The sequence below is a fragment of the Serratia sp. CY33525 genome, from assembly GCF_052169115.1.
Lineage (GTDB): Bacteria > Pseudomonadota > Gammaproteobacteria > Enterobacterales > Enterobacteriaceae > Serratia > Serratia sarumanii.
Genome location: NZ_JBJNLK010000002.1, coordinates 303,323 through 324,233 on the forward strand (window position 1 = coordinate 303,323; position 20,911 = coordinate 324,233).

25 protein-coding genes and 1 pseudogene are annotated in these 20,911 nt (G+C 63.9%); 12 read left to right on the forward strand and 14 right to left on the reverse strand.

Annotated elements, in window-relative coordinates; translation table 11 throughout:
* Window positions 1-2: 2 nt before the first annotated feature.
* The 6 genes from ACJ8IM_RS06425 to urtE are packed head-to-tail and all read left to right on the forward strand — an operon-like array spanning window position 3 to window position 6,244.
* Entirely contained in the window at window positions 3-713 is a 711-nt protein-coding gene (locus tag ACJ8IM_RS06425) for a GntR family transcriptional regulator (protein WP_033653443.1), read from the forward strand.
* A gap of 35 nt (window positions 714-748) precedes the next feature.
* Window positions 749-2,017, forward strand: coding sequence for an urea ABC transporter substrate-binding protein (gene urtA / locus ACJ8IM_RS06430; RefSeq protein ID WP_033653442.1), 1,269 nt, complete (start codon window positions 749-751; stop codon window positions 2,015-2,017).
* Window positions 2,018-2,073: 56 nt separating this feature from the next.
* Window positions 2,074-3,654 carry an urea ABC transporter permease subunit UrtB gene (gene urtB, locus ACJ8IM_RS06435; protein WP_033653441.1) on the forward strand — a complete coding sequence of 527 codons (1,581 nt, stop codon included), beginning with the start codon at window positions 2,074-2,076 and terminating at the stop codon, window positions 3,652-3,654.
* Window positions 3,654-4,730, forward strand: a complete 1,077-nt coding sequence (gene urtC, locus ACJ8IM_RS06440) for an urea ABC transporter permease subunit UrtC (protein WP_033637598.1) — start codon at window positions 3,654-3,656, stop codon at window positions 4,728-4,730. Before urtB ends, urtC begins: the two co-directional genes overlap by 1 nt.
* Window positions 4,727-5,533, forward strand: coding sequence for an urea ABC transporter ATP-binding protein UrtD (urtD, locus tag ACJ8IM_RS06445; protein WP_015377102.1), 807 nt, complete (start codon window positions 4,727-4,729; stop codon window positions 5,531-5,533). The genes urtC and urtD overlap by 4 nt, the downstream gene beginning before the upstream one ends.
* Before the next feature lie 12 nt (window positions 5,534-5,545).
* Window positions 5,546-6,244, forward strand: a complete 699-nt coding sequence (gene urtE, locus ACJ8IM_RS06450) for an urea ABC transporter ATP-binding subunit UrtE (protein WP_033653440.1) — start codon at window positions 5,546-5,548, stop codon at window positions 6,242-6,244.
* A 7-nt stretch (window positions 6,245-6,251) separates the two neighbouring features.
* Here urtE and ACJ8IM_RS06455 read toward each other — a convergent pair whose 3' ends face one another.
* The 3 genes from ACJ8IM_RS06455 to ACJ8IM_RS06465 are packed head-to-tail and all read right to left on the reverse strand — an operon-like array spanning window position 6,252 to window position 6,798.
* Entirely contained in the window at window positions 6,252-6,392 is a 141-nt protein-coding gene (locus ACJ8IM_RS06455) for a type II toxin-antitoxin system RelE/ParE family toxin (protein WP_230116467.1), read from the reverse strand.
* On the reverse strand, window positions 6,341-6,550 hold the full coding sequence (locus tag ACJ8IM_RS06460) for a hypothetical protein (protein ID WP_229601695.1): 210 nt from the start codon (window positions 6,548-6,550) through the stop codon (window positions 6,341-6,343). The genes ACJ8IM_RS06455 and ACJ8IM_RS06460 overlap by 52 nt, the downstream gene beginning before the upstream one ends.
* Window positions 6,535-6,798, reverse strand: a complete 264-nt coding sequence (locus ACJ8IM_RS06465; protein WP_033646967.1) for a type II toxin-antitoxin system ParD family antitoxin — start codon at window positions 6,796-6,798, stop codon at window positions 6,535-6,537. Before ACJ8IM_RS06465 ends, ACJ8IM_RS06460 begins: the two co-directional genes overlap by 16 nt.
* A gap of 134 nt (window positions 6,799-6,932) precedes the next feature.
* Here ACJ8IM_RS06465 and ACJ8IM_RS06470 point away from each other — a divergent pair, with 134 nt between their 5' ends.
* Complete coding sequence (locus tag ACJ8IM_RS06470) at window positions 6,933-7,445, forward strand: DUF2165 family protein (protein WP_033653439.1); 513 nt, start codon at window positions 6,933-6,935, stop codon at window positions 7,443-7,445.
* Between the two features lie 22 nt (window positions 7,446-7,467).
* Here ACJ8IM_RS06470 and ACJ8IM_RS06475 read toward each other — a convergent pair whose 3' ends face one another.
* The 5 genes and pseudogenes from ACJ8IM_RS06475 to ACJ8IM_RS06495 form a co-directional block, all read right to left on the reverse strand.
* A complete protein-coding gene (locus tag ACJ8IM_RS06475; protein ID WP_033653438.1) occupies window positions 7,468-7,980 on the reverse strand; it encodes a GNAT family N-acetyltransferase in 513 nt (170 codons plus the stop codon).
* 24 nt (window positions 7,981-8,004) lie between these two features.
* Window positions 8,005-8,310, reverse strand: coding sequence for a type II toxin-antitoxin system RelE/ParE family toxin (locus ACJ8IM_RS06480; RefSeq protein WP_033637605.1), 306 nt, complete (start codon window positions 8,308-8,310; stop codon window positions 8,005-8,007).
* 1 nt (window position 8,311) lies between these two features.
* A complete protein-coding gene (locus ACJ8IM_RS06485; protein WP_033637606.1) occupies window positions 8,312-8,572 on the reverse strand; it encodes a type II toxin-antitoxin system Phd/YefM family antitoxin in 261 nt (86 codons plus the stop codon).
* A 68-nt stretch (window positions 8,573-8,640) separates the two neighbouring features.
* Window positions 8,641-9,876: an FAD-dependent oxidoreductase gene (locus ACJ8IM_RS06490; protein WP_033653437.1), complete on the reverse strand. Its 1,236-nt coding sequence runs from the start codon at window positions 9,874-9,876 to the stop codon at window positions 8,641-8,643.
* Window positions 9,877-9,952: 76 nt separating this feature from the next.
* Window positions 9,953-10,093 (reverse strand): annotated as a pseudogene (locus ACJ8IM_RS06495) (DUF4865 family protein); the annotation flags it as partial.
* Window positions 10,094-10,217: 124 nt separating this feature from the next.
* Here ACJ8IM_RS06495 and ACJ8IM_RS06500 point away from each other — a divergent pair.
* Window positions 10,218-11,087: a LysR substrate-binding domain-containing protein gene (locus ACJ8IM_RS06500; RefSeq protein ID WP_033653436.1), complete on the forward strand. Its 870-nt coding sequence runs from the start codon at window positions 10,218-10,220 to the stop codon at window positions 11,085-11,087.
* On the opposite strand, the gene sseA is transcribed toward ACJ8IM_RS06500, so the two are convergent.
* Window positions 11,084-11,929 (reverse strand): 3-mercaptopyruvate sulfurtransferase, encoded by an 846-nt coding sequence (gene sseA / locus ACJ8IM_RS06505; RefSeq protein ID WP_033653435.1) that lies wholly within the window; start codon window positions 11,927-11,929, stop codon window positions 11,084-11,086. The genes ACJ8IM_RS06500 and sseA overlap by 4 nt on opposite strands.
* A 102-nt stretch (window positions 11,930-12,031) precedes the next feature.
* Here sseA and ACJ8IM_RS06510 point away from each other — a divergent pair, with 102 nt between their 5' ends.
* The gene (locus ACJ8IM_RS06510) at window positions 12,032-12,454 is read left to right on the forward strand and encodes an NUDIX hydrolase (RefSeq protein WP_033653434.1); all 423 of its coding nucleotides are present in this window, start codon (window positions 12,032-12,034) and stop codon (window positions 12,452-12,454) included.
* Between the two features lie 10 nt (window positions 12,455-12,464).
* On the opposite strand, the gene ACJ8IM_RS06515 is transcribed toward ACJ8IM_RS06510, so the two are convergent.
* The 4 genes from ACJ8IM_RS06515 to ACJ8IM_RS06530 all read right to left on the reverse strand — a co-directional run bounded on the left by ACJ8IM_RS06515 (window position 12,465) and on the right by ACJ8IM_RS06530 (window position 16,565).
* Entirely contained in the window at window positions 12,465-13,130 is a 666-nt protein-coding gene (locus ACJ8IM_RS06515; RefSeq protein WP_033653433.1) for an epimerase, read from the reverse strand.
* Window positions 13,127-14,152 (reverse strand): AraC family transcriptional regulator, encoded by a 1,026-nt coding sequence (locus ACJ8IM_RS06520; RefSeq protein WP_033653432.1) that lies wholly within the window; start codon window positions 14,150-14,152, stop codon window positions 13,127-13,129. The genes ACJ8IM_RS06515 and ACJ8IM_RS06520 overlap by 4 nt, the downstream gene beginning before the upstream one ends.
* 10 nt (window positions 14,153-14,162) lie before the next feature.
* Window positions 14,163-15,050: an oxidoreductase gene (locus tag ACJ8IM_RS06525; RefSeq protein WP_229601691.1), complete on the reverse strand. Its 888-nt coding sequence runs from the start codon at window positions 15,048-15,050 to the stop codon at window positions 14,163-14,165.
* A 78-nt stretch (window positions 15,051-15,128) separates the two neighbouring features.
* Window positions 15,129-16,565 (reverse strand): aminotransferase-like domain-containing protein, encoded by a 1,437-nt coding sequence (locus tag ACJ8IM_RS06530; protein WP_033653431.1) that lies wholly within the window; start codon window positions 16,563-16,565, stop codon window positions 15,129-15,131.
* Between the two features lie 180 nt (window positions 16,566-16,745).
* Between ACJ8IM_RS06530 and ACJ8IM_RS06535 the strand changes: the two genes are divergently transcribed.
* From ACJ8IM_RS06535 to ACJ8IM_RS06545, 3 genes are all read left to right on the forward strand, one after another.
* On the forward strand, window positions 16,746-16,928 hold the full coding sequence (locus tag ACJ8IM_RS06535) for a DUF1127 domain-containing protein (RefSeq protein WP_033637613.1): 183 nt from the start codon (window positions 16,746-16,748) through the stop codon (window positions 16,926-16,928).
* A gap of 9 nt (window positions 16,929-16,937) precedes the next feature.
* Window positions 16,938-17,561, forward strand: coding sequence for a glutathione S-transferase family protein (locus ACJ8IM_RS06540; RefSeq protein WP_033653430.1), 624 nt, complete (start codon window positions 16,938-16,940; stop codon window positions 17,559-17,561).
* A 228-nt stretch (window positions 17,562-17,789) separates the two neighbouring features.
* Entirely contained in the window at window positions 17,790-18,920 is a 1,131-nt protein-coding gene (locus ACJ8IM_RS06545; RefSeq protein WP_033653429.1) for a Gfo/Idh/MocA family protein, read from the forward strand.
* Between the two features lie 102 nt (window positions 18,921-19,022).
* On the opposite strand, the gene ACJ8IM_RS06550 is transcribed toward ACJ8IM_RS06545, so the two are convergent.
* The gene (locus tag ACJ8IM_RS06550) at window positions 19,023-20,894 is read right to left on the reverse strand and encodes an amidohydrolase (protein WP_033653428.1); all 1,872 of its coding nucleotides are present in this window, start codon (window positions 20,892-20,894) and stop codon (window positions 19,023-19,025) included.
* Window positions 20,895-20,911: the final 17 nt, after the last annotated feature.

The window sequence follows — 20,911 nt, forward strand, 5'->3', positions numbered from 1 at the left end:
GGATGCAAATCACCAACGGAGAGCACAAGGCGCGGCCGGAGGGGCTGGCGGAGCGCATTTATCTGCAGCTCAAGGCCGACATCTTCGAGTTTCGCCTGCTGCCGGGCGATCGCTTCAGCGAAAGCGACGTGGCGCAGCGCATGGCGGCCAGCCGCACGCCGGTGCGTCAGGCGCTGTTTCGACTCGAGCGCGAAGGCTATGTCGAGGTGCTGTTTCGCAGCGGCTGGCAGGTGCGGCCGTTCGATTTCGCCTACTTCGAAGAGCTGTACGACCTGCGCATCGTGCTGGAACAAGAGGCGGTGAAACGGCTGTGCGAATGGCCGGCCGGGGAAACGCCGGCCGCGCTGGCGGCGCTGAACCGTTTTTGGACCGAAGCGCCGCGTCTGGCGGACGGCCAGGCGGTGTCGCAGCACGACGAGCAGTTTCATCAGGCGTTGGTGGCCGCGGCGGGCAACGGCGAAATGGCGCGCATCCACCGCGAGCTGACCGAAAAGATCCGCATCATTCGCCGATTGGATTTCACCCAGCAGGCGCGGGTGGACGCCACCTACCGCGAACACGCCGCCATTTTGCAGGCGATCCTGCAGCGGCAAAGCGGGGTGGCGCAAGCGCTGCTCGGCGAGCATATCGCCGTCAGCAAGGCAGAGGTACGAAAAATAACGCTGCACATGTTGCACCAGGCGCGGGCCCAGCAGCCGGCGCGCTCGGCGTAACGATTTTGATTTCACACACATCAGGAGTTTGAACTATGCAACGTCGTCGTTTTATCAAAGCTTTTGCGCTGTCCGCCGCCGCGCTCGGCCTGGGCCTGGCCTGGAGCGCGCAGGCCGCCGACACCATCAAGGTCGGCATTCTGAGTTCGCTTTCCGGCACCATGGCGATTTCCGAGACGCCGCTGAAGGATGTGGCGCTGATGACCATCGACGAGATCAACGCCAAAGGCGGGGTGCTCGGCAAAAAGCTGGAGCCGGTGGTGGTGGATCCGGCCTCCAACTGGCCGCTGTTCGCCGAGAAGGCGCGCCAGCTGCTGAGCCAGGACAAGGTGGCGGCGGTGTTCGGCTGCTGGACTTCGGTGTCGCGCAAGTCGGTGCTGCCGGTGTTTGAGGAACTGAACGGGCTGCTGTTCTACCCGGTGCAATACGAGGGCGAAGAGATGTCGCCGAACGTGTTCTATACCGGCGCGGCGCCGAACCAGCAGGCGATCCCGGCGGTGGAATACCTGCTGAGCGAGGACGGCGGCGGCGCCAAGCGCTTCTTCCTGCTGGGCACCGATTACGTCTATCCGCGCACCACCAACAAGATCCTGCGCGCCTTCCTGCACAGCAAAGGCGTGCAGGACAAGGATATCGAAGAGGTCTACACGCCGTTCGGCTACAGCGATTACCAGACCATCGTCGCCAACATCAAAAAATTCGCCGCCGGCGGCAACACCGCGGTGATCTCCACCATCAACGGCGACTCCAACGTGCCGTTCTACAAAGAACTGGCCAACCAGGGCGTCAAGGCCACCGACGTGCCGGTGATCGCCTTCTCGGTCGGCGAGGAAGAGCTGCGCGGCATCGACACCAAGCCGCTAGTGGGCAACCTGGCGGCCTGGAACTACTTCGAATCGCTGGATAACCCGACCAACAAACAGTTTGTCAGCCAGTGGAAAGCCTACGCCAAGGCGCACAACCTGCCGAATTACGCCACTGCGGTGACCAACGATCCGATGGAGGCCACCTACGTCGGCCTCCACATGTGGGCGCAGGCGGTGGAAAAGGCCGGCACCACCGACGTCGATAAGGTGCGCGCGGCGATGGCCGGGCAAACCTTCGCCGCGCCGTCGGGCTTCACGCTGACCATGGACAAGACCAATCACCACCTGCACAAGCCGGTGATGATCGGCGAGATCGAGGGCAACGGCCAGTTCAACGTGGTGTGGCAGACCGAGGCACCGGTGCGCGCGCAGCCGTGGAGCCCGTATATCGCCGGCAACGACAAAAAACCGGATTACCCGGTGAAAGGCGGCAAGTAACGTCACTCAGCGCCGGCGCGGCCCAGCGCCCGCCGGCCCAACAGAAGAGGCAGCTGATGCAATCTCCGTTTTTATCCTCTCTGCACGTCGGGCTGTGGCTGCTGTGTGCCTGGCCCCTGCTGGCGCAGGCCGGGCCGGCCGATGAGTTTGCGGCGGCCAACCGTGCGCAGCAGGCCAAGTTGTTGCAAGCCTGGGCGGCCGAGCCGGACGCCGCGCGCCTGCCGCTGCTGCAGGGGCTGCAGCAGGAAACCGTGGCGATCGACGGGGCGAAGCGCGCCTTTATCCGCCAGGGCGATCGCTATCTGCCGCTTGAAGGTGAGGCGGCCCCGGTTGGCGAACCGAAGAAGGTGTGGCTGAACAACCGGCTGCGCATTCTGATCGCCAATGCGCTGTCGGCGCAGCGGTTGGTCAGCGCGGACGCGGCGGTGCGGCTGCAGGCGGCGACCGCGCTGCAGCGCGAAGCGCAGGGCGAGCAGTTGCCGCTGTTGACCCGGCGGCTGGCGCAGGAGAAAGACCCGCAGGTACGCGACGCGCTGAGCATTGCGCTGGCGAACCTGCAATTGACCGACGCCAGCCCGCAGGTGCGCTTCAATGCGGTGCGGCTGCTGGGGGAATCGGGCGAGCCGGAAACCCGCGCGCGGCTGCAGGCGTTGACCGACGCCGCTCACGAGCCGGACGCCGCGGTGCGCGCCGAGGCGCAACGCAGCCTGCAGCGGGTGCAGCATCGCCTGATGATCGGCGATCTGCTCGGCCAGGCGTTCAGCGGCCTGTCGCTCGGCTCGATCCTGCTGCTGGCGGCGCTCGGGCTGGCGATCACCTACGGCCTGCTCGGCGTCATCAATATGGCGCACGGCGAAATGCTGATGCTCGGCGCCTATTCCGCTTACCTGGTGCAGGGGCTGTTTCAGCAGTTTGCGCCGCAGTGGCTGGCGCTCTACCCGCTGGCGGCGCTGCCGGTGGCGTTCGCCATCACCGCCGGGATCGGCATGCTGCTGGAGCGCACGGTGATCCGCCACCTGTACGGCCGGCCGCTGGAAACCCTGCTGGCCACCTGGGGCATCAGCCTGGTGCTGATCCAGCTGGTGCGGGTGCTGTTCGGGGCGCAGAACGTCGAGGTCGCCAACCCGGCGTGGCTGTCGGGCGGCGTGCAGCTGCTGCCGAACCTGGTGCTGCCGTGGAACCGCATCGCGGTGATCGCGTTCGTGCTGTTGGTGCTGGCGCTGACCTGGCTGCTGCTGAACAAGACCCGGCTCGGCATGAACGTGCGCGCGGTGACGCAAAACCGCGCGATGGCGGCCTGCTGCGGCGTGCCCACCGGGCGGGTGGACATGCTGGCCTTCGGGTTGGGATCCGGCATCGCCGGGCTCGGCGGGGTGGCGCTGTCGCAGTTGGGCAACGTCGGGCCGGAGCTGGGGCAAGGTTACATCATCGATTCGTTCCTGGTGGTGGTGCTCGGTGGCGTCGGCCAGCTGGCGGGGACGGTGGCGGCGGCCTTTGGCCTCGGCATCGTCAATAAGATCCTCGAACCGCAGATCGGCGCCGTGCTGGGCAAGATCCTGATCCTGGTGCTGATCGTTCTGTTTATTCAAAAGCGCCCGCAGGGGCTGTTCGCCCTCAAGGGCAGGGTGATTGACTGATGAGCCAACCATTGACCGTAACCGGCGTACAGAAAGCGCCTCGGCTGGCGTTGAGCATCGGCGCGCTGGCGTTGCTGGTGTTGCTGGTGATGCCGTTCTTGACGCTGTTGCCGGCGGATCATCCGCTGGCGGTGTCCACCTATACCCTGACGCTGGCGGGCAAGATCCTGTGCTACGCGGTGGTGGCGGTGGCGCTCGATCTGGTGTGGGGCTATGCCGGGCTGCTGTCGCTCGGCCACGGGCTGTTCTTCGCGCTCGGCGGCTACGCCATGGGCATGTACCTGATGCGGCAGGCGGCGGGCGACGGGCTGCCGGCGTTTATGGCGTTCCTCTCCTGGAATGAGCTGCCGTGGTTCTGGAGCGGCACCCAGCATTTCGCCTGGGCGCTGTGCCTGATCGTGCTGGTGCCGGGCCTGCTGGCTTTCCTGTTCGGCTACTTCGCCTTCCGCTCGAAAATCAAAGGGGTGTATTTCTCGATCATGACCCAGGCGCTGACCTATGCCGGCATGCTGCTGTTCTTTCGCAACGAAACCGGCTTCGGCGGCAATAACGGCTTTACCGGTTTCACCACGCTGCTCGGCTTTCCCATCACCGCCGCCGGCACGCGGGTGGCGCTGTTCCTGGCGACGGTGCTGCTGCTGGCCGCCAGCCTGGCCATCGGTTTTGCGCTGGCGCGGAGCAAGTTCGGCCGGGTGCTGACCGCGGTGCGCGATGCGGAAAACCGGCTGACCTTCTGCGGCTACGATCCGAAGGGCTTCAAGCTGTTCGTCTGGACGCTGTCGGCGGTGCTGTGCGGGCTGGCTGGCGCGCTCTATGTGCCGCAGGTCGGCATCATCAACCCCGGCGAAATGTCGCCGACCAACTCGATCGAGGCCGCCATCTGGGTGGCGCTCGGCGGGCGCGGCACGCTGGTGGGGCCGCTGCTCGGCGCCGGCATCGTCAACGGCGCCAAGAGCTGGTTCACCATGGCCATTCCCGAATACTGGCAGTTTTTCCTCGGCCTGATGTTTATCGTCGTCACACTATTTCTCCCGAAAGGCGTGATTGGCCTGCTGCGTCGGAGGAAAACCTCATGAAGGCGATGCAAGTGACCGACGAACTGTTTACCCATCCGCTGCCGGCGGATAAATACCGGCAGCAAACCGATCCGGTGCTGCAGCTCGACAACGTCAACGTCAGCTTCGACGGTTTTCGCGCGCTGACCGATCTGTCGCTGCGCATTGGCGTCGGCGAACTGCGCTGCGTGATCGGCCCCAACGGCGCCGGCAAGACCACGCTGATGGATGTGATCACCGGCAAGACCCGGCCGGACAGCGGCAGGGTGTTTTACGATCAGACCGTCGATCTGACCCGGCTGGCGCCGATGCAGATCGCCCACGCCGGCATCGGCCGCAAGTTTCAAAAACCGACGGTGTTCGAGGCGCTGACGGTGTTCGAAAATCTGGAGATCGCGCAGAAAACCCGCAAGTCGGTGTGGGCCTGCCTGCGCGCCCGCCTGAGCAGCGAACAGCGCGACCGCATCGACGAGATGCTGAAGACCCTGCGGCTGGGGCATGAACGCCACCGGCCCGCCGGGCTGCTGTCACACGGGCAGAAACAGTTTCTCGAGATCGGCATGCTGCTGGTGCAGGAGCCGCACCTGCTGCTGCTCGACGAGCCGGCGGCCGGCATGACCGACGCCGAAACCGACTACACCGCCGAACTGTTCCGCGAGCTGGCGGGCAAGCATTCGCTGATGGTGGTGGAGCACGATATGGGGTTTGTGGAAACCATCGCCGATCGCGTGACGGTGCTGCACCAGGGGCAGGTGCTGGCGGAAGGATCGCTGGCGCAGGTGCAGGCCGATGAACGGGTGATTGAGGTATATCTGGGGCGCTGAGGAGGCGTAATCATGCTGCAGGTAGAGGAATTGAATCAATATTACGGCGGCAGCCACATTCTGCGCGGCCTGTCGTTCGAGGCGCGCATTGGCGAGGTGACCTGCCTGCTGGGGCGCAACGGCGTGGGCAAGACCACGCTGCTGAAATGCCTGATGGGATTGGTCCCGGCGCGCAGCGGCAGCGTGCGTTGGCAGGGCGAAACCATCACCGGTAAAAAGCCGCATCAGCGGGTGCGGGCGGGCATCGCCTATGTGCCGCAGGGGCGGGAGATTTTCCCGCGCCTGACGGTGGAGGAAAATCTGCTGATGGGGCTGGCGCGCTTTTCCGGCGCCGCTGCACGCACGGTGCCGGATCCGATCTATGAACTGTTTCCGGTGCTGCGGCAAATGAAGGATCGGCGCGGCGGCGATCTCTCCGGCGGGCAGCAGCAGCAGTTGGCGATCGGCCGGGCGCTGGCCTGCCGGCCGCAGCTACTGATCCTCGACGAGCCGACGGAAGGGATCCAGCCTTCGGTGATCAAGGAGATCGGCGCGGTGATCAAACAGCTGGCGGCGAAGGGCGATATGGCGATCCTGCTGGTGGAGCAGTTCTATGACTTTGCCGCCGACCTGGCGGACAGCTATCTGGTGATGTCGCGCGGCAGCATCGTGCAGCGCGGAGCCGGCAGCAATATGGAACAGGACGGTGTACGCGGGCTGGTGGCGATTTGACGTTGGATCAGCTGAAAAAGGATCGGCTGAGCGGATCGCGGGAATGATGCAGCACTCTGATGATATTCACCTCCCGCCTGTGCTGACGAAAATAAATCAGGTGGTTGGCGACGGGCAATACCCATAGGCCGGGGCCGATTGCATCGATGTTTCTGCCGAGTTGGTGGTGGCTAAGGTTATCGAAAGCCTGTGCAGGTGGCGCAGATAATCTTCGGCCACCTGTAAGCCAAAGTGCGCCAATCCGTAAAAATAGATCTCTTCCATATCGTCCAAGGCTTTTGGGCGGACGGTTACTTTCCTGCGCATCCTTTTGCTTTGCTCCGTATTCTTTCCATGAACACATCACGATCCCATTCGACGGCTTCGCCGCTGTGCTCTCCTTCGGCAATCAGGCGCCTAAGCTCTTCCAGTTTTGAGGCGGCGGTACGTTCGCGCAAAGTGCGCACGGATTCGCGGATGACTTCGCTGGGCGTGCGGTAATCGCCGCTGGCCACCAGGTCTTCGACGAAGCTACGCAGTTCGTCACCCAGATCTACCGTTAATGTTCTGCCCATTGTTCCCCCTCACTTTCGGCTATGCTGCGTCATTGTAAGATTAGTTCTTACATCGTGCACGTCAAACTCTCAGGATCTCGACTGCGGCACCGCCATGAGGGCGGAAGCCACGCGTTTACTCATTAAGGATAACCATGAACGAAATCACTGTGTCACGCCTCGGCTGCATCGTCCTGTCCCTGTTTCCGGCCCTGTGGGGGCTGTTCAGCCTGTTGAACAATACGGCGGATTTCGCCGGCACCGCGCGCAATGCGGTGGGCCCGCTGCTCGCCATGCAGGATACCTATCAGACACCGGGGTTGATGTGGCGCGCGATCGGCGCCGACTGGGCCTGTATGTTGGGGTTGGCTGTCATCACCACGCTGGAAACGCTGGCCGGCCTATTCGCGGCCGCAGGCGTGGTGCTGATGATCGGGCGATTTAAAGGCCCTTACGCCGCCTTCGCCAAGGGCAAAATCTGGGCGATGCTGGGGGCGATTTGCGCAATTGCGGTGTGGGGCGTCGGCTTTATGGTGGTCGCCGGCGACTGGTTTATGGCCTGGCAGGCCAAGCAGGATCCGCTGGCGGTGCAGCTGGGGGCACTGATCTACCTGGCGCCCAATGCGTTTGCCTTGCTGTTCCTGATGCTGCAGCGGGAGCCGCGCTAAACGAAGGCGGAGCGGGGCGCGGTTACAGCGCCTTGCTCATATACCAGATGCCTATCGAGCCCTGGGCGCTGGTGTAGCAGGTCTCGCCACAAATGCTCAATCCCTGGCGCTGATAAAAGCGTTGGGCGCCGGTGTTGCGTTGCAGCACCTCCAGCCACAGCGTCTTCTGCCGGCGCTCGATGGCCCGCTGCTGCACCTGTTCGAACAGGCGCGGGCCATAGCCGTTGCCGGCATGGCCCGGCAGGAAATAGATTTTCTGCAGCTCTGCGCCGCGGGTTTGCGTTGGCGCCAGCAAGCTGTCGACGTTGAGCCGCGCATAGCCGACCAGGGCGTCATCCTCATAGGCCAACAGCCAGCACACGTCGGGATCGCGCAGCGTCCGTTCCAGCGCGGAGACGGCAAAATCCTCGGCCAGAAAGGCCTCCAGCTCGTGCGGGTAGCGCCACAGCTCACCGAAGTGCGCGCGATAGGTGCGGATGCCGATATCGCGTACCTGCGTTAAATCTTCCAGCAATGCCTGACGGACGGTGAACATCTGTGCCCCTTTGAGTAAGAAAAATTACAGCCGTTGTTCCAGATGCCGGTGGGGCACCATCGCCTGATGCAAAATGGCAAGAACGGTGATGCCGGCAGGGCGGCTGCGGTAGTAGATCCTATGGCTGGCGTAAGGAAAACTGCGTATCTCTTCGCCCAGATCGTGAAAGTGGGCTTTACCCGCTTCCGGCATGTCCGCCAGATGATGCATGATCTCTCTCAACTGCTCAAGATAGCGGCGAGATTGCGTTTGGCCCCAGTGCTCGACGGTGAAATGGCGAATAGCCAGCAGATCTTGTTGGGCTTGCGGGGTGAGGCGAAACGCGGGCATATCAGTCGGTTTCATCGGTGAGCAGACGGTTGAAGAAGGCATCACCGTCTACCGCCTTACCGGCGTCTTCCTCGGCGGTAGCCTGCGCGATTTTTTGCTGCAGTGCGCGTAGTTTGAGATCTTCCAGCGCCTGGTAGTCTTCTACCGACATGACGACGGCGACCGGTTTGCCGTTGCGATTGATTTGCACCGGCTCACGCTGCGCCTTGAGCAGCAAATCGCCGAATTGGGTTTTGGCCTCGTTCGCGCTGAGTGCGTACATTTAATCGCTCCAATTAATTAAATCGTTCGATTTAACCATTATACGGTGCGATGAAAAAAGCACCAATGTTATTCCGGCGGGCAGGTTTCGTTGGACAGATGTCTCGGCGTTTCGCGGCGAAAACCCAGGCCGATGATGCGGCCGAACAGGCGCGGCAGCCAGCGGCTGTTGCCGACGCGGGCGATCAGGCGCGATCCGCCCGCCGCGCGGCGTTCGCCCGGCTTGCGCTGGCTCATTTTGATCTGCAAAAACTGGATGGCCCGGGTGGGGAATTCGCGCCGGCGCTGCACGCTCAGCAGATGCTTCAGCTGCAGCCGATGCTGGCGCAGCGGCGGGATCAGGGCGTTGGCGGCGGCCACCGCGTCCTGAATCGCCAGGTTGACGCCCACGCCGCCGATCGGCGACATGGCGTGCGCGGCGTCACCGATGCACAGCACCCCCGGTTTGGCCCAGCGATCCAGACGATCGATGCGGATGCTCAGCAGCTTCACCTGATCCCACTCGACGATCTCCTGCAGGCGATCGTCCTGGAATGGCGCCACCTCGGCGAGGTGCAGCAAAAATTTCTCCAGGCCGCTGCGGCGGATCGCGTCGAAGCTGCCTTTATCGATCGAGTAGCCGCACTGCCAGTAGTCGCCGCGATCGATCATGATGAAGTTCTGCTTCGGCCCGGTATGGCCCATCGACCAGGCCGGATCGCCCGGCTGCTTGCTGAGCTTCATCCACAATACGTCGCGCGGGGCGCCGAAGGAGCGGCTGCTGAGCGCCGCCTGCTCGCGCACCACCGAGTTGCGGCCGTCGGTGCCGATCACCAGCTGGCTGCGTACGCGGATCGGGCCTTCCGGCGTGTCGGCCAGCACGCCGCATACCTGGCTGCGGTCGTAGAGCAGCTTATGAACCTGCGTCGAGGTGAGCAGCCTGAAATGGGGGAACGCGGCGGCCTGCTGCGCCAAAAAGTTGAGGAACTCCCACTGCGGCATAAAGGCGATAAATTTGCAGCGCGTCGGCAGGCGAGTGAAATCCGCCAGCTTAATGTCGCGCCCGGCGACTTCGGCGTGCAGGGATTCGGCGCGCTGGTGTGGCAGCGCCAGCAGTTCGTCGAGCAGGCCCAGCTGGTGCATGACTTCCAGCGTCGACGGGTGAATGGTGTCACCGCGAAAATCGCGCAGGAAGTCGGCGTGCTTCTCCAGCACCGTCACGTCGATCCCCGCCCGCGCTAGCAGATAGCCGAGCATCAGCCCGGCGGGGCCGCCCCCCACGATGCAGCAGGTGGTGGCGTAAGGTGTGATCGGTGATGACGACATGGCGGTTGACCCTGGAGAGCGGCCCGCATCCCGCGAGCCGCAAGTGAATGTTTAGTGTTGATAATGATTATCAATATCAAGTTTGGCTGTCAACCCGCGGCGCAGTGTGGTCAAAGGGGACGGACAGATGGCCGACGCGGAACAGCTGGCCGTTGTGCGGCTGCGCCTGCGGCGGTTCACGCCATAAATCCAGCCGCACTAACCGCCACTTGGCGGGCTGCGTGCATCGCGAGCATAAGGATTCTCCGCAAAGACGTTGACCGGGAGAGCGTGACACGCCATCTTTATCAGTAAAATCGATATTATTTTTATCGATGGTTCAGAAAATCAGGATGGTCAGCATGAGGCGAATAACGTTCGATCTCGAGGATTTGCGCAGCTTCGTCACCGGCGTCGAGCTGGGCAGCTTCGCCAAGGCGGCTGAACGGCTGGGGCGTTCGACGTCGGCGGTCAGCGCTCACCTGAAAAAGCTGGAACAGCAGGTCGGCGCGCCGATCCTGCGCAAGGCCGGGCGCGGCATGGTGATGACCGAGGCGGGGGAAACGCTGCTCGGTTACGCGCGCCGCCTGCTGGAGCTCAATGACGAAGCCGCCGCCGCGGTGCGCGGGTTGGATTTGCAGGGCACGGTGCGGCTGGGGCTGCAGGAGGATTTCGGCGAGACGTTTCTGCCGCAGGTATTGGGCAGCTTCGCGCGCGCCAATCCGAAAGTGCGCATCGAGGCGCGCATCGCGCGCAATGCCGAGCTGATCGACTGGGTGCTGAAAGGTCAACTGGATCTGTCGCTGGCGTGGGATGGCGGTTTGAGCACGCCGTTTCATCTGGCGCTGGGGCAGCGGCAACTGCACTGGATCGCCTCGCCCGGCTTCGCGCTGGCGCCCTGGCGAGAAGGGGACGAGCCGTTGCCGTTGGTGATGTTTGACGCGCCTTGCCTGATGCGCAGCGCGGCGACGCAGGCGCTGGATCGCGCCAGCATACCCTGGCGCATCGCCTTTACCAGCCGCAGCCTGAACGGCGTGTGGGCGGCGGTGAGCGCCGGATTGGGCGTCACGGTGCGCACGGCGGCGGGTTTGCCGCCTGGCCTGGCGCCGCTGGCCCCCGATCTGCTGCCCGCTCTCGGCCAGCTCGGCGTGGTGCTGCACCGCGCCGAGGATCAGCCTTCGGCCGCCGTGCAGCGGCTGGCGCAGATCGTGGTCGAGCGGATCGAAACTTAATCTTGGGCGATCGGCTGCTTGCCGCTCAGCTGGCCCCATTCGCTCCAGGCGCCGTCATACAGCTTGACCTGCGGCGCGCCGAGCGACAGCAGGCCGAACGCCAGCACCGCCGCCGTCACGCCGGAGCCGCAGCTGGTGATGATCGGGCCGTTGATATCCACCCCCTTGTCGTTGAAGGTTTGGCGCAGCGCCTCCAGCGATTTGAAGCGGCCGTTTTCCAGCAGCTCGCCGTACGGAATGTTGATGCTGCCGGGAATATGGCCGCGGTGCAGGCCGGGGCGCGGCTCCGGCGCTTCGGCATAAAAGCGCGGCGCGGCGCGCGCGTCGAGAATTTGCACCGGCGTGCCTAACGCCTGCTCCACTTGCCGCATATCCACCACCGCGTCGGCGTTGAACCGGGCGTTGAACGTCTGCGGGGCAGGCTGCGCCGGGCCGGTTGCCAGCGCCTGGCCCTGCGCGGTCCAGCCGTTCAGCCCTTCGTCCAGCACGTAAACGCGCTCGGCGCCGAAATTGCGGAAAGTCCACCAGCCGCGCGGCGCGGAGAACTGGTTGCCCTCGTCGTAAATCACCAGGGTATCGCGTTCGCTGATGCCCAATTGGCCCGCCGCCGCGGCGAATTCCGCCGCCGTCGGCAGCATATGCGGCAGCGCGGTGCTTTTGTCCGCCACCTCGTCGATATCGAAATAGACCGCGCCGGGGATATGGCCGCGTTCGAACTCGGCAAGCATATCTTTCTTCGGCGTCAGCCCCACCGGCGACATCCGGACGTCGATCACCACCAGATTTTCATCGTTGATATGTTGCGCAAGCCATTGAGGGGTCACCAGAAACGGAGAATTCATCGTATTGTTCGCCTGTTGTGAAAACGGATTTTCACTATACACCAGGCCGTGCCGGGATGGAGTATGATGTTCAGGCAACGGTATGGGCGGGAGACGGAAAACATGACGGATCGGGCGTTTGGCGGGGCCAAGATCGCGCTGCTGTGCGACGGCCGCCTGCTGGTTTACCAACGGGACGACAAGCCGGGCATTCCGTGGCCCGGGATGTGGGATCTGCCCGGCGGCGGGCGGGAAAACGGCGAGACGCCGCTGCAGTGCGTGCTGCGGGAAACGCAGGAAGAGTTCGGGGTGTTGCTCGCCGAACGCCAGGTTGTCTGGCAGCGGCGTTACGACGGTATTCAGCCCGGCTACCCGCCGACCTGGTTTATGGCCGGGGTGATCACCCCGGCGCAGATCGCCGCCATTCGCTTTGGCGATGAAGGGCAGCGCTGGCGAATGATGCCGGTAGAGCAGTTTATTCATCACCCGCAGGGCATCGGTCATCTGCGCCGCCGGGTGGCGGAGTATTGGCGGCGGGGCGGTTAACGCCGTTGTCTCAGGACGATGCCAGCCGATTGATCTGCGCCGGTTCGATGATGCGCAAGGCGGTTTCCCGGCGCGCCACCGCCAGCATCGCCAGCCCGACCCGCTCGGTGGTGGTCACCTGGGCGGGGAACAGCCGCAATGCGCCGAGCCATAGCGGCTTGAACAGCCGATAGGCCAGATCGTAGAAGCGGGTTTTGGAGCGAATGCCGTGCAGCGGCACAATGGCGCCGGGACGGAACATCACCGCGTGGAACGGCAGCGCCAGCAACGTGTTTTCGGTGGCGCCCTTGACCCTGGCCCACATGCTGCGGCCGCGTTCGCTGCTGTCGGTGCCGAGGCCGGAGACGTAGACGAAGACCATCGACGGATTCAGCGCCGCCAACGGGCGGGCGGCGGCCAGCGTCAGGTCGTAAGTCACCGCGCGATACTCGGCTTCGCTCAGGCCGGCGGACGAAATCCCCAGGCAGAAGAAACAGGCGTCGTAGCCGGCGAGCTGTGGCTCCAGCGCCGACAGATTACGCAGATCGGGTACAGAAAGCTGGCGCAGTTTGGCGTGGCTTTGCGCCAGCGGGCGTCGGCCGATGCTGAGCACTTCGCTGATCCGTGGATCGAGCAGGCATTCCCGCAGCGCGCCCTGGCCCACCATGCCGCTGGCGCCGAAAATAATCACTTTCATGCTCTGTTCTCCCACTGGCCGGCGGCGCGCTGTGTACGCCAGCGGCTGGGCGTCAGCGCTTCCCACTGAATAAAGGCGCGGCTGAACGAATTCAGTTCTTCAAACCCCAGCACAAAAGCGATTTCGCCCGGCTCAAGGTCGGTTTCCGCCAACAATCGGCAGGCGGTGCGGTGCCGGGTTTTGTCCAACAACTGCTGGTAGCTGTAGCCATGTTGTTGCAAGCGGCGCTGCAGCGTGCGCGGGCTGAGATAGAGTTCAGCGGCCACGCTGTTGACGCTGGGGCGCTGGCCGCGCATGCTGCGGCCGAGGATCGTCATCACCTGCGCGGGCAGATCGTGCGCCGGCTGCGATTTGGCCAGTTCCGCTTCCAGCCCAGGCAGCAATACGGCCAGCATGTCCTGATTGTAAGTGAGGAACGGTTGGTCTATCAGCGCGCGGTCAAACACCAGCACGTCCTGCGGGGCGTTGAATTTCACCGGGCAGCCGAAATAGTGCGCCAGCGGCGAGGCGGCGTCCGGCCGCCGGGTCAATTCAATCGCCTGCGGCTGAATGGGCAGACCGGTGCCGCGGCGACACAGGGCCGTGATGGCGGCGAACATGGCGTCGATCAGCAGCGCCGGTGCAGGGGCTTCGCTCATGGTCCAGCGCGTGTGCAAGCGCATGCTGTCGCTGTTTTCTTCCAGCATCAGCTCTTCCGGGCAAACCAGCCGTTTGTAGCGCGCAACCTTTTGCAACGCTTCCCCCAGCGTGGCGGAATGCAACGCGGCGACCAAGGCAATGTCATAATGTTCCGGCGGTACCTCGCCGCCCAGGCGCAGGCCGAAGGCGGGATCGTCAGTCAACTGCGACAGGCTGCGCCAAAGAGAGAAGAATTGTTGCGTGGTGAGTTTAATCTTGTCGCGCCGCGCGCCGAACAGCCCGGCAGGCAGCCCGGCCAGGTGGCCGAGCTGCGTGATATCGACGCCCTGCGCCGCCAGGTGTACCGCCAGCGCGCCGGAAACCGGAATTTGATCGCTGTTCAATGCGGGCTCCTTAGGGTTTTCCTGTCACGACTGCCGCGATGGCGGCGTGATCCGGCGAACTGTCGTCGTGGTCGGTGCTGAGACTGAGAGCGCGGAAGACGGCGTCCTCCGCCTGGCGTTCTGCCAGCACCTGCGCTGCTATATGCACCGCGTCGCTGCCGAGCAAAAGGCGTAACGGGGGAGCGTCCAGCGCCGCCAGTTGTAGGATCGCCTGCGCCGCCTTGGCCGGATCGCCGGTTTGGCTGCCGTTATGCTGCTGCAGGAAGGCCAGCATCGGGGCCAGCGTCGGCTGATAGGCTGCGCCGAGCGGCGCGATGGTCATCGAGGCGCCGGCCCAGTCGGTGCGGAAGCCGCCGGGTTCGACCATCGTCACCTTGACGCCGAAGGGGGCCATCTCTTTGGCCAATGATTCGGAGAACCCTTCGACCGCCCATTTGGCGGTATGGTAGGCGCTGAGGCCGGCGATGCCGAGGCGCGCGCCGATGGTGGCGATCTGGATGATATGGCCGCTGCCTTGCTGACGCAATATCGGCAGCGCCGCGCGGGTGACGTTGAACACGCCGAAGAAGTTGGTTTCGAGCTGCGCGCGAAAATCGGCCTCATCGGCTTCCTCCACCGGCGCGATATTGCCGTAGCCGGCGTTGTTGACCAACACATCAAGCCGACCGAACCGTTCAATCGCCGTGCGCACCGCGCGTTCGGCAGCGGCGGCGTCGGTGACGTCGAGCGCGACCGTGGCGACCCGATCGCCGTAGCGTTCCACCAGCGGCTGCAGCTGTTGCGGCTGACGGGCGGTGGCGACCAGACGATGCCCGGCGGCCAACACCGCCTGCGCCAGCTGTTGGCCCAGGCCGCGAGAACTGCCGGTGATTAACCATACCTGTGACTGAGACATCATGACCTTCCTGATTGTGAGTGGGTGTGATGCCACTTTAGAGCGCCGGGCAGCGCAGCGATAATCCGATTGCGTCAAGATTTAATCCGATTGCGCCAAGCTGTCGGCCGGCATCAGTGCCAGGATGGTGGCGCCGACCCGCTGCACCGCCTGTTCGATCTCCGCCGTCAGCTTCGGCGCATAGTTGATGCGCAGGCAGTTGCGGTATTTGCCGGCGGCGGAAAAGATGCTGCCGACGGCGATCTGCACGCCCTGCTGCTCGAGATGGCGGTTCAGCCGCAGGGTGTCGAACGCCTCGTCCAGTTCGATCCACAGCATAAAGCCGCCGCGCGGCCGGCTGACGCGGGTGCCGGCCGGGAAGTGTTTCAGGATAAGGTCGGTCATGCGATCGCGGTTCTGCTGGTAGCGGGCGCGCATGCGCCGCAGGTGCTGCAGATAGTGCCCGCCGCGGATGAATTCGGCGATCGCCAGCTGCGGCTGGGTGGCGGTGGCGCCGGAGCCGATGAACTTCATGTGCAGCACCCGTTCCAGGTAGCGGCCGGGTGCGATCCAGCCCACCCGCAGCCCCGGCGCCAGCGTTTTGGAAAACGAGCTGCACAGCAGCACGCGGCCGTCTTCGTCGAACGACTTGATGGTGCGCGGCCGCGGGTAGTGATAGGCGATGTCGCCGTAGACGTCGTCCTCGATGATCGCCGCGTCGTGGCGCTGCGCCAGCGTCAGCAACCTCTGTTTGTGGGCGTCGGGCATGATGTAGCCCAGCGGATTGTTGCAGTTGGGCGTCAGCAGAATGGCTTTGATCGGCCACTGTTCCAGCGCCATCTCCAGCGCCGCCAGGCTGACGCCGGTGAGCGGATCGGTGGGGATTTCCAGCGCCTTGATGCCCAGGCCCTTCAGCGTCTGCATGGTGCCGTGGAAGCAGGGCGAATCGACCGCCACGATGTCGCCGGGTTGGCAAACGGCGCGCAGCCCGGCGGAGATCGCTTCCTGGCAGCCGGTGGTGATCAGCAACTGATCGGGGCCGATTTGGCAGCCGGAATCCAGCAGCAGGCGGGCGACCTGCTCGCGCAGCGCGGCCACGCCCTGAATGCTGTCGTAATACAGGCTGCGCAGATCGCCGTGGCGGGCGGCGTTGCGCAGGGCGACGATCAGCGGTTTCATCGTCGGCTCGGCGATATCCGGCATGCCGCGCCCCAGCTGGATCAGGCCCTCGCGCGGCCGGCTGCGCACCAGCTCCAGCACCTGCTCCCATTGCGAAATGTCCACCGGCCGCTGCACCGGCGCCGTCATGGCGGGCAGCTCGGCCTGCGCGCGCCGCGTATGCACGAAGTAGCCCGACTTCGGCCGCGCCTCCACCAGGCGCTGTTCTTCCAGCAGCCGGTAGGCTTGCTGCACCGTGCTGATGCTGACGCCGTGCTCCTGGCTCAGCGCGCGCACCGAAGGCAGGCGATGGCCGGCGGGATACAGCCCTTGCTGAATGCGTTGGCTGAGAATGGCGGCCAGAGTGGCGTAGCGTGTCATACAGAGGCCTCTTATCGGGATACAGGATTAAAAAACCGGTACAGATGCTTTCAAAGTAAACCATTCAGCGGTTTTTTTGGCGCAGCTGTATGAAAAAAATAGCGCCAGCGTGAATCTGTATTGTTTTTCTCCCGGCGAGCATGATGACTGCAACGCAAAAACAGCAGGGAGAATAACAACATGGCACTGTTTGATGGCATGACGACGTGGCGACGGGTAGGCTGGTCACGCTGGCGTTGGTATTTGTTGCGCCGCAGTACGCGCAGAGAGTTACTGCTGCTGAACGACAGGCAATTGGCGGATATCGGCCTGACGCGGGCGGATGCGCGGCGCGAAGGCGATAAACCGTTCTGGAGAGGGTAAGGAAAGCGAATGCTGAAATTATTGGGCAAAGCCTCATCGATCAACGTGCGCAAGGTATTGTGGACCTGCCAGGAGCTGGGGTTGCCGCTGGCGCGGGAGGACTGGGGCAGCGGCTTTCGCTCCACGCAGGAGCCGGCGTTTCTGGCGCTGAATCCCAACGGCCTGGTGCCGGTGCTGATCGACGGCGAGCGGGTGCTGTGGGAGTCGAACACCATCTGCCGCTACCTGGCCGGACGGGAAGGGCGCCGCGATCTGCTGCCGCAGGAACCCGGCGCGCGCGCGGCGGTGGAGATGTGGATGGACTGGCAGGCCACCGATCTGAACGGCGCCTGGCGCTATGTGTTCATGTCGCGGGTGCGCGGGCATGCGGATTCTCAGGATGCCGCCAGCCTGGCCGCCGCCGAGCGTGAGTGGAATAGGCTGATGGGGCTGCTGGACAAGCATTTGGCGCAGCACGGCCCTTATGCCGCCGGCGCGGCCTTCACGCTGGCGGACGTGGTGCTGGGGCTGTCGCTGAATCGCTGGCTGATGACGCCGTTCGAGCGGCCGAATTATGCGGCGCTGGCGGCCTATCAGCAGCGCCTGCTGCAACGCCCTGGCTACGTGCAGCATGGCGCCAACGGTTTACCTTAATATGAAATAAACGGTTCATTTTATCTCGTCCGGATACGGCAAGCCGTATCCGGGCTTTCCCCGTTGCATCATCCCGTCAATGTTTCATGAACGGCATCACGAATGTGAACTTTATTTTCCTTTTTTCTTGTTGTTGAAATTTAAATTCCATATAAACCTGTTATCAACCGGCGCGTTTCATTGAGCGGCGCGTGGTTCTACACAGGATTTCGATCACGGGAGAAAATGATGAAACAGGTACGCGTTGGGTTAATCGGCACCGGCTATATCGGGCGTTGTCATGCTATCGCCTATGCGCAGGCCGCCACGGTCTTTCCTCTGAAAGGGGAGCTGGTGCTGGAGATGCTGGCGGAAGTGACGCCCGAGCTGGCGGCGCAGCGCGCGGCCGAGTTCGGCTTTGCGCGCTCGACCGGCGATTGGCGGCAGCTGGTGGCCGATCCGGCGATCGACGTGGTGGACATCTGCGCGCCCAACTTCTTGCACAAAGAGATGGCGCTGGAGGCGATCCGCCACGGCAAGCACGTGTATTCGGAAAAGCCGCTGGCGCTGGATGCCGCCGACGCGGCGGAGATGGTGCAGGCCGCCCGCGCCAAGGGCGTGAAAACGCTGGTCGGTTTCAACTACATGAAGAACCCGACCAGCCAGCTGGCGCGCGAGATCATCGCCAACGGTGAAATCGGCGAGGTGGTGCATTTTTACGGCACCCACAATGAGGATTATCTGGCCGACCCGCGCACGCCGCTCGACTGGCACTGCCGCCGCGCCAGCGCCGGGCTGGGCGCGCTGGGGGATCTGGCGGCGCACATCGTCAACATGGCGCACTACCTGGTGGGCGACATCGTGGCGGTCTGTGGCGATATGCAAACCGTGATCAAACAGCGCCCGGACCCGCAAGACCCGGCGCGCCTGCTGCCGGTGGAAAACGAAGATCAGGCCGGCGCGCTGCTGCGCTTCGCCGGCGGGGCGATGGGCACTATCGAAACCTCGCGCATTGCCTGCGGGCGCAAGATGGGGCTGACCTATGTGGTCACCGGCACCAAGGGCACGCTGAGCTATACCCAGGAGCGGATGGCGGAGCTGAAGCTGTATCGGCACGATGAGCCGGCGGAGCGGCAAGGGTTCAAAACGCTGTTGGTAGGGCCGAAGCACCCGGACTACGCGGCGTTCTGCATCAGCGCCGGGCACGGCATCGGCTTTAACGATCAGAAGACGGTGGAGATCCGCGATCTGGTCAACGGCATCGCCGTGGGCGATCGCATGTGGCCGGACTTTGAAGAAGGCTGGAAGGTGTCTTGCGTGCTGGATGCGATAGCCGCATCCGCCGAGCAGCAGCGCTGGCTGGAGATTAACCGCGATTGAAAATGAAATGGCGCTCTCCCGTGGGCAGCGCCATTAGTTTGTCATGTTAATAACTTAATATCTTATTAAGCTAGTTACATAATAAGTTGTTTGCCTGGCAACTTAGAACGAGAAGCACGAACAGCCGAACGCGCCCCAGAAGGCGTTTTCATCCGACACCGGGATGCTGGAGCGGCGCGCGATGTCATGCTGGTGCGCGTGTACGCCGCACGGGCCGCAGCATTGGTGCGCCTGGCTCAGCACGCCGACTTTGGCCGCCGCCGACGGCGGCGCGGAGCGGTAGTGGCCCGGCACCTGGGTGACCGGCGACCACTCCGGCAGCACCGGCAGCGGCGGCGGCGCCAGCGGCGAGAAGCTGCCGGCGGCGTAGACCACCTTGCCGTCCACCACCGTCATTACCGACTCAATGCCTTTGATCTGCTCTTCCGGCACGCTGAAATAGTCCTGCGACAGCACCGCCACATCCGCCAGTTGGCCGACCTTGATCTGGCCTTTCTTGCCCTGCTCGGTGGAGAACCAGGCGCTGCCTTGCGTCCACAGCATCAGCGCCGTTTCGCGATCCAGCCGCGCGCTGTCGTCGTACATCGCCATGCCGCCGACGGTGCGGCCGGAGACCAGCCAGTACAGCGCTGTCCACGGGTTGTAGCTGGCGACGCGGGTGGCGTCGGTGCCCAGCCCGACCGGCAGCTCGGCCGCCAGCATTTTCGCCACCGGCGGCGTATGTTTGGTGGCTTCGATGCCGTAGCGCTCGGCGAAATACTCGCCCTGGAATGCCATGCGGTGCTGCACCGCAATGCCGCCGCCCAATGCCTTGACCCGTTCGATATTGCGCTCGGTAATGGTTTCGGCGTGGTCGAACAGCCAGTGCAGCCCGTTGAACGGAATGTCGCGGTTCACCTTCTCGAACACGTCCAGCATGCGGCTGATGGATTCGTCATAGGTGGCGTGCAGGCGGAACGGCCAGCGGTGCTCGACCAGATGGCGCACCACCCGCTCCAGCTCGTCCTCGGTGCCCGGCGGCAGATCCGGGCGCGGCTGCAGGAAGTCTTCGAAGTCGGCGGCGGAGAACACCAGCATCTCGCCGGCACCGTTGTGGCGATAAAAGTCGGTGCCCTGGCCCGGCTTGAGCATGTCGGTCCACAGCTCGAAGTCTTCCAGCTCCTGCTTCGGCCGCTGGGTGAACAGGTTATAGGCGATGCGAATGGTCAGCTGCTTTTTCTCGTGCAGCTCGGCGATCACCTGATAATCCTCCGGGTAGTTCTGGAAACCGCCGCCGGCGTCGATGGCGCTGGTGAGGCCCAGACGGTTCAGCTCGCGCATAAACTGGCGGGTGGAGTTGACCTGCTGCTCCAGCGGCAGCTTCGGCCCTTTCGCCAGCGTAGCGTACAGGATCATGGCGTTGGGCTTGGCGATCAGCATGCCGGTCGGGTTGCCGTTGGCGTCGCGCTGGATTTCGCCGCCCGGCGGGTTCGGCGTGTCTTTGGTGTAGCCGACCACCTTCAGCGCCGCGCGGTTGAGCAGCGCGCGATCGTATAAATGCAGAATAAATACCGGCGTGTCCGGCGCCGCCTGGTTGATTTCGTCCAGCGTCGGCATGCGGCGTTCGGCGAACTGGAATTCGGTCCAGCCGCCGACCACCCGCACCCACTGCGGGTTCGGCGTGCGCAGCGCCTGTTCTTTCAACATGCGCAGCGCGTCGGCCAGCGAAGGCACGCCTTCCCAGCGCAGCTCCAGGTTATAGTTCAGGCCACCGCGGATCAGGTGCAGGTGCGAGTCGTTCAGGCCCGGAATGGCGGTGTGGCCGTGCAGATCGATCACCTGGGTTTCCGGCCCGGCGTGCTGCATGACTTCGCTTTCGCTGCCGACCGCCAGAAACTTGCCGTCGCGGATGGCGACCGCCTGCGCGGTGGGATTTTGGCGATCGACGGTGTGAAACTTGCCGTTGGTGATAATCAATGAAGCGTGGTGGTTCATAACATTCTCCCGGCGAA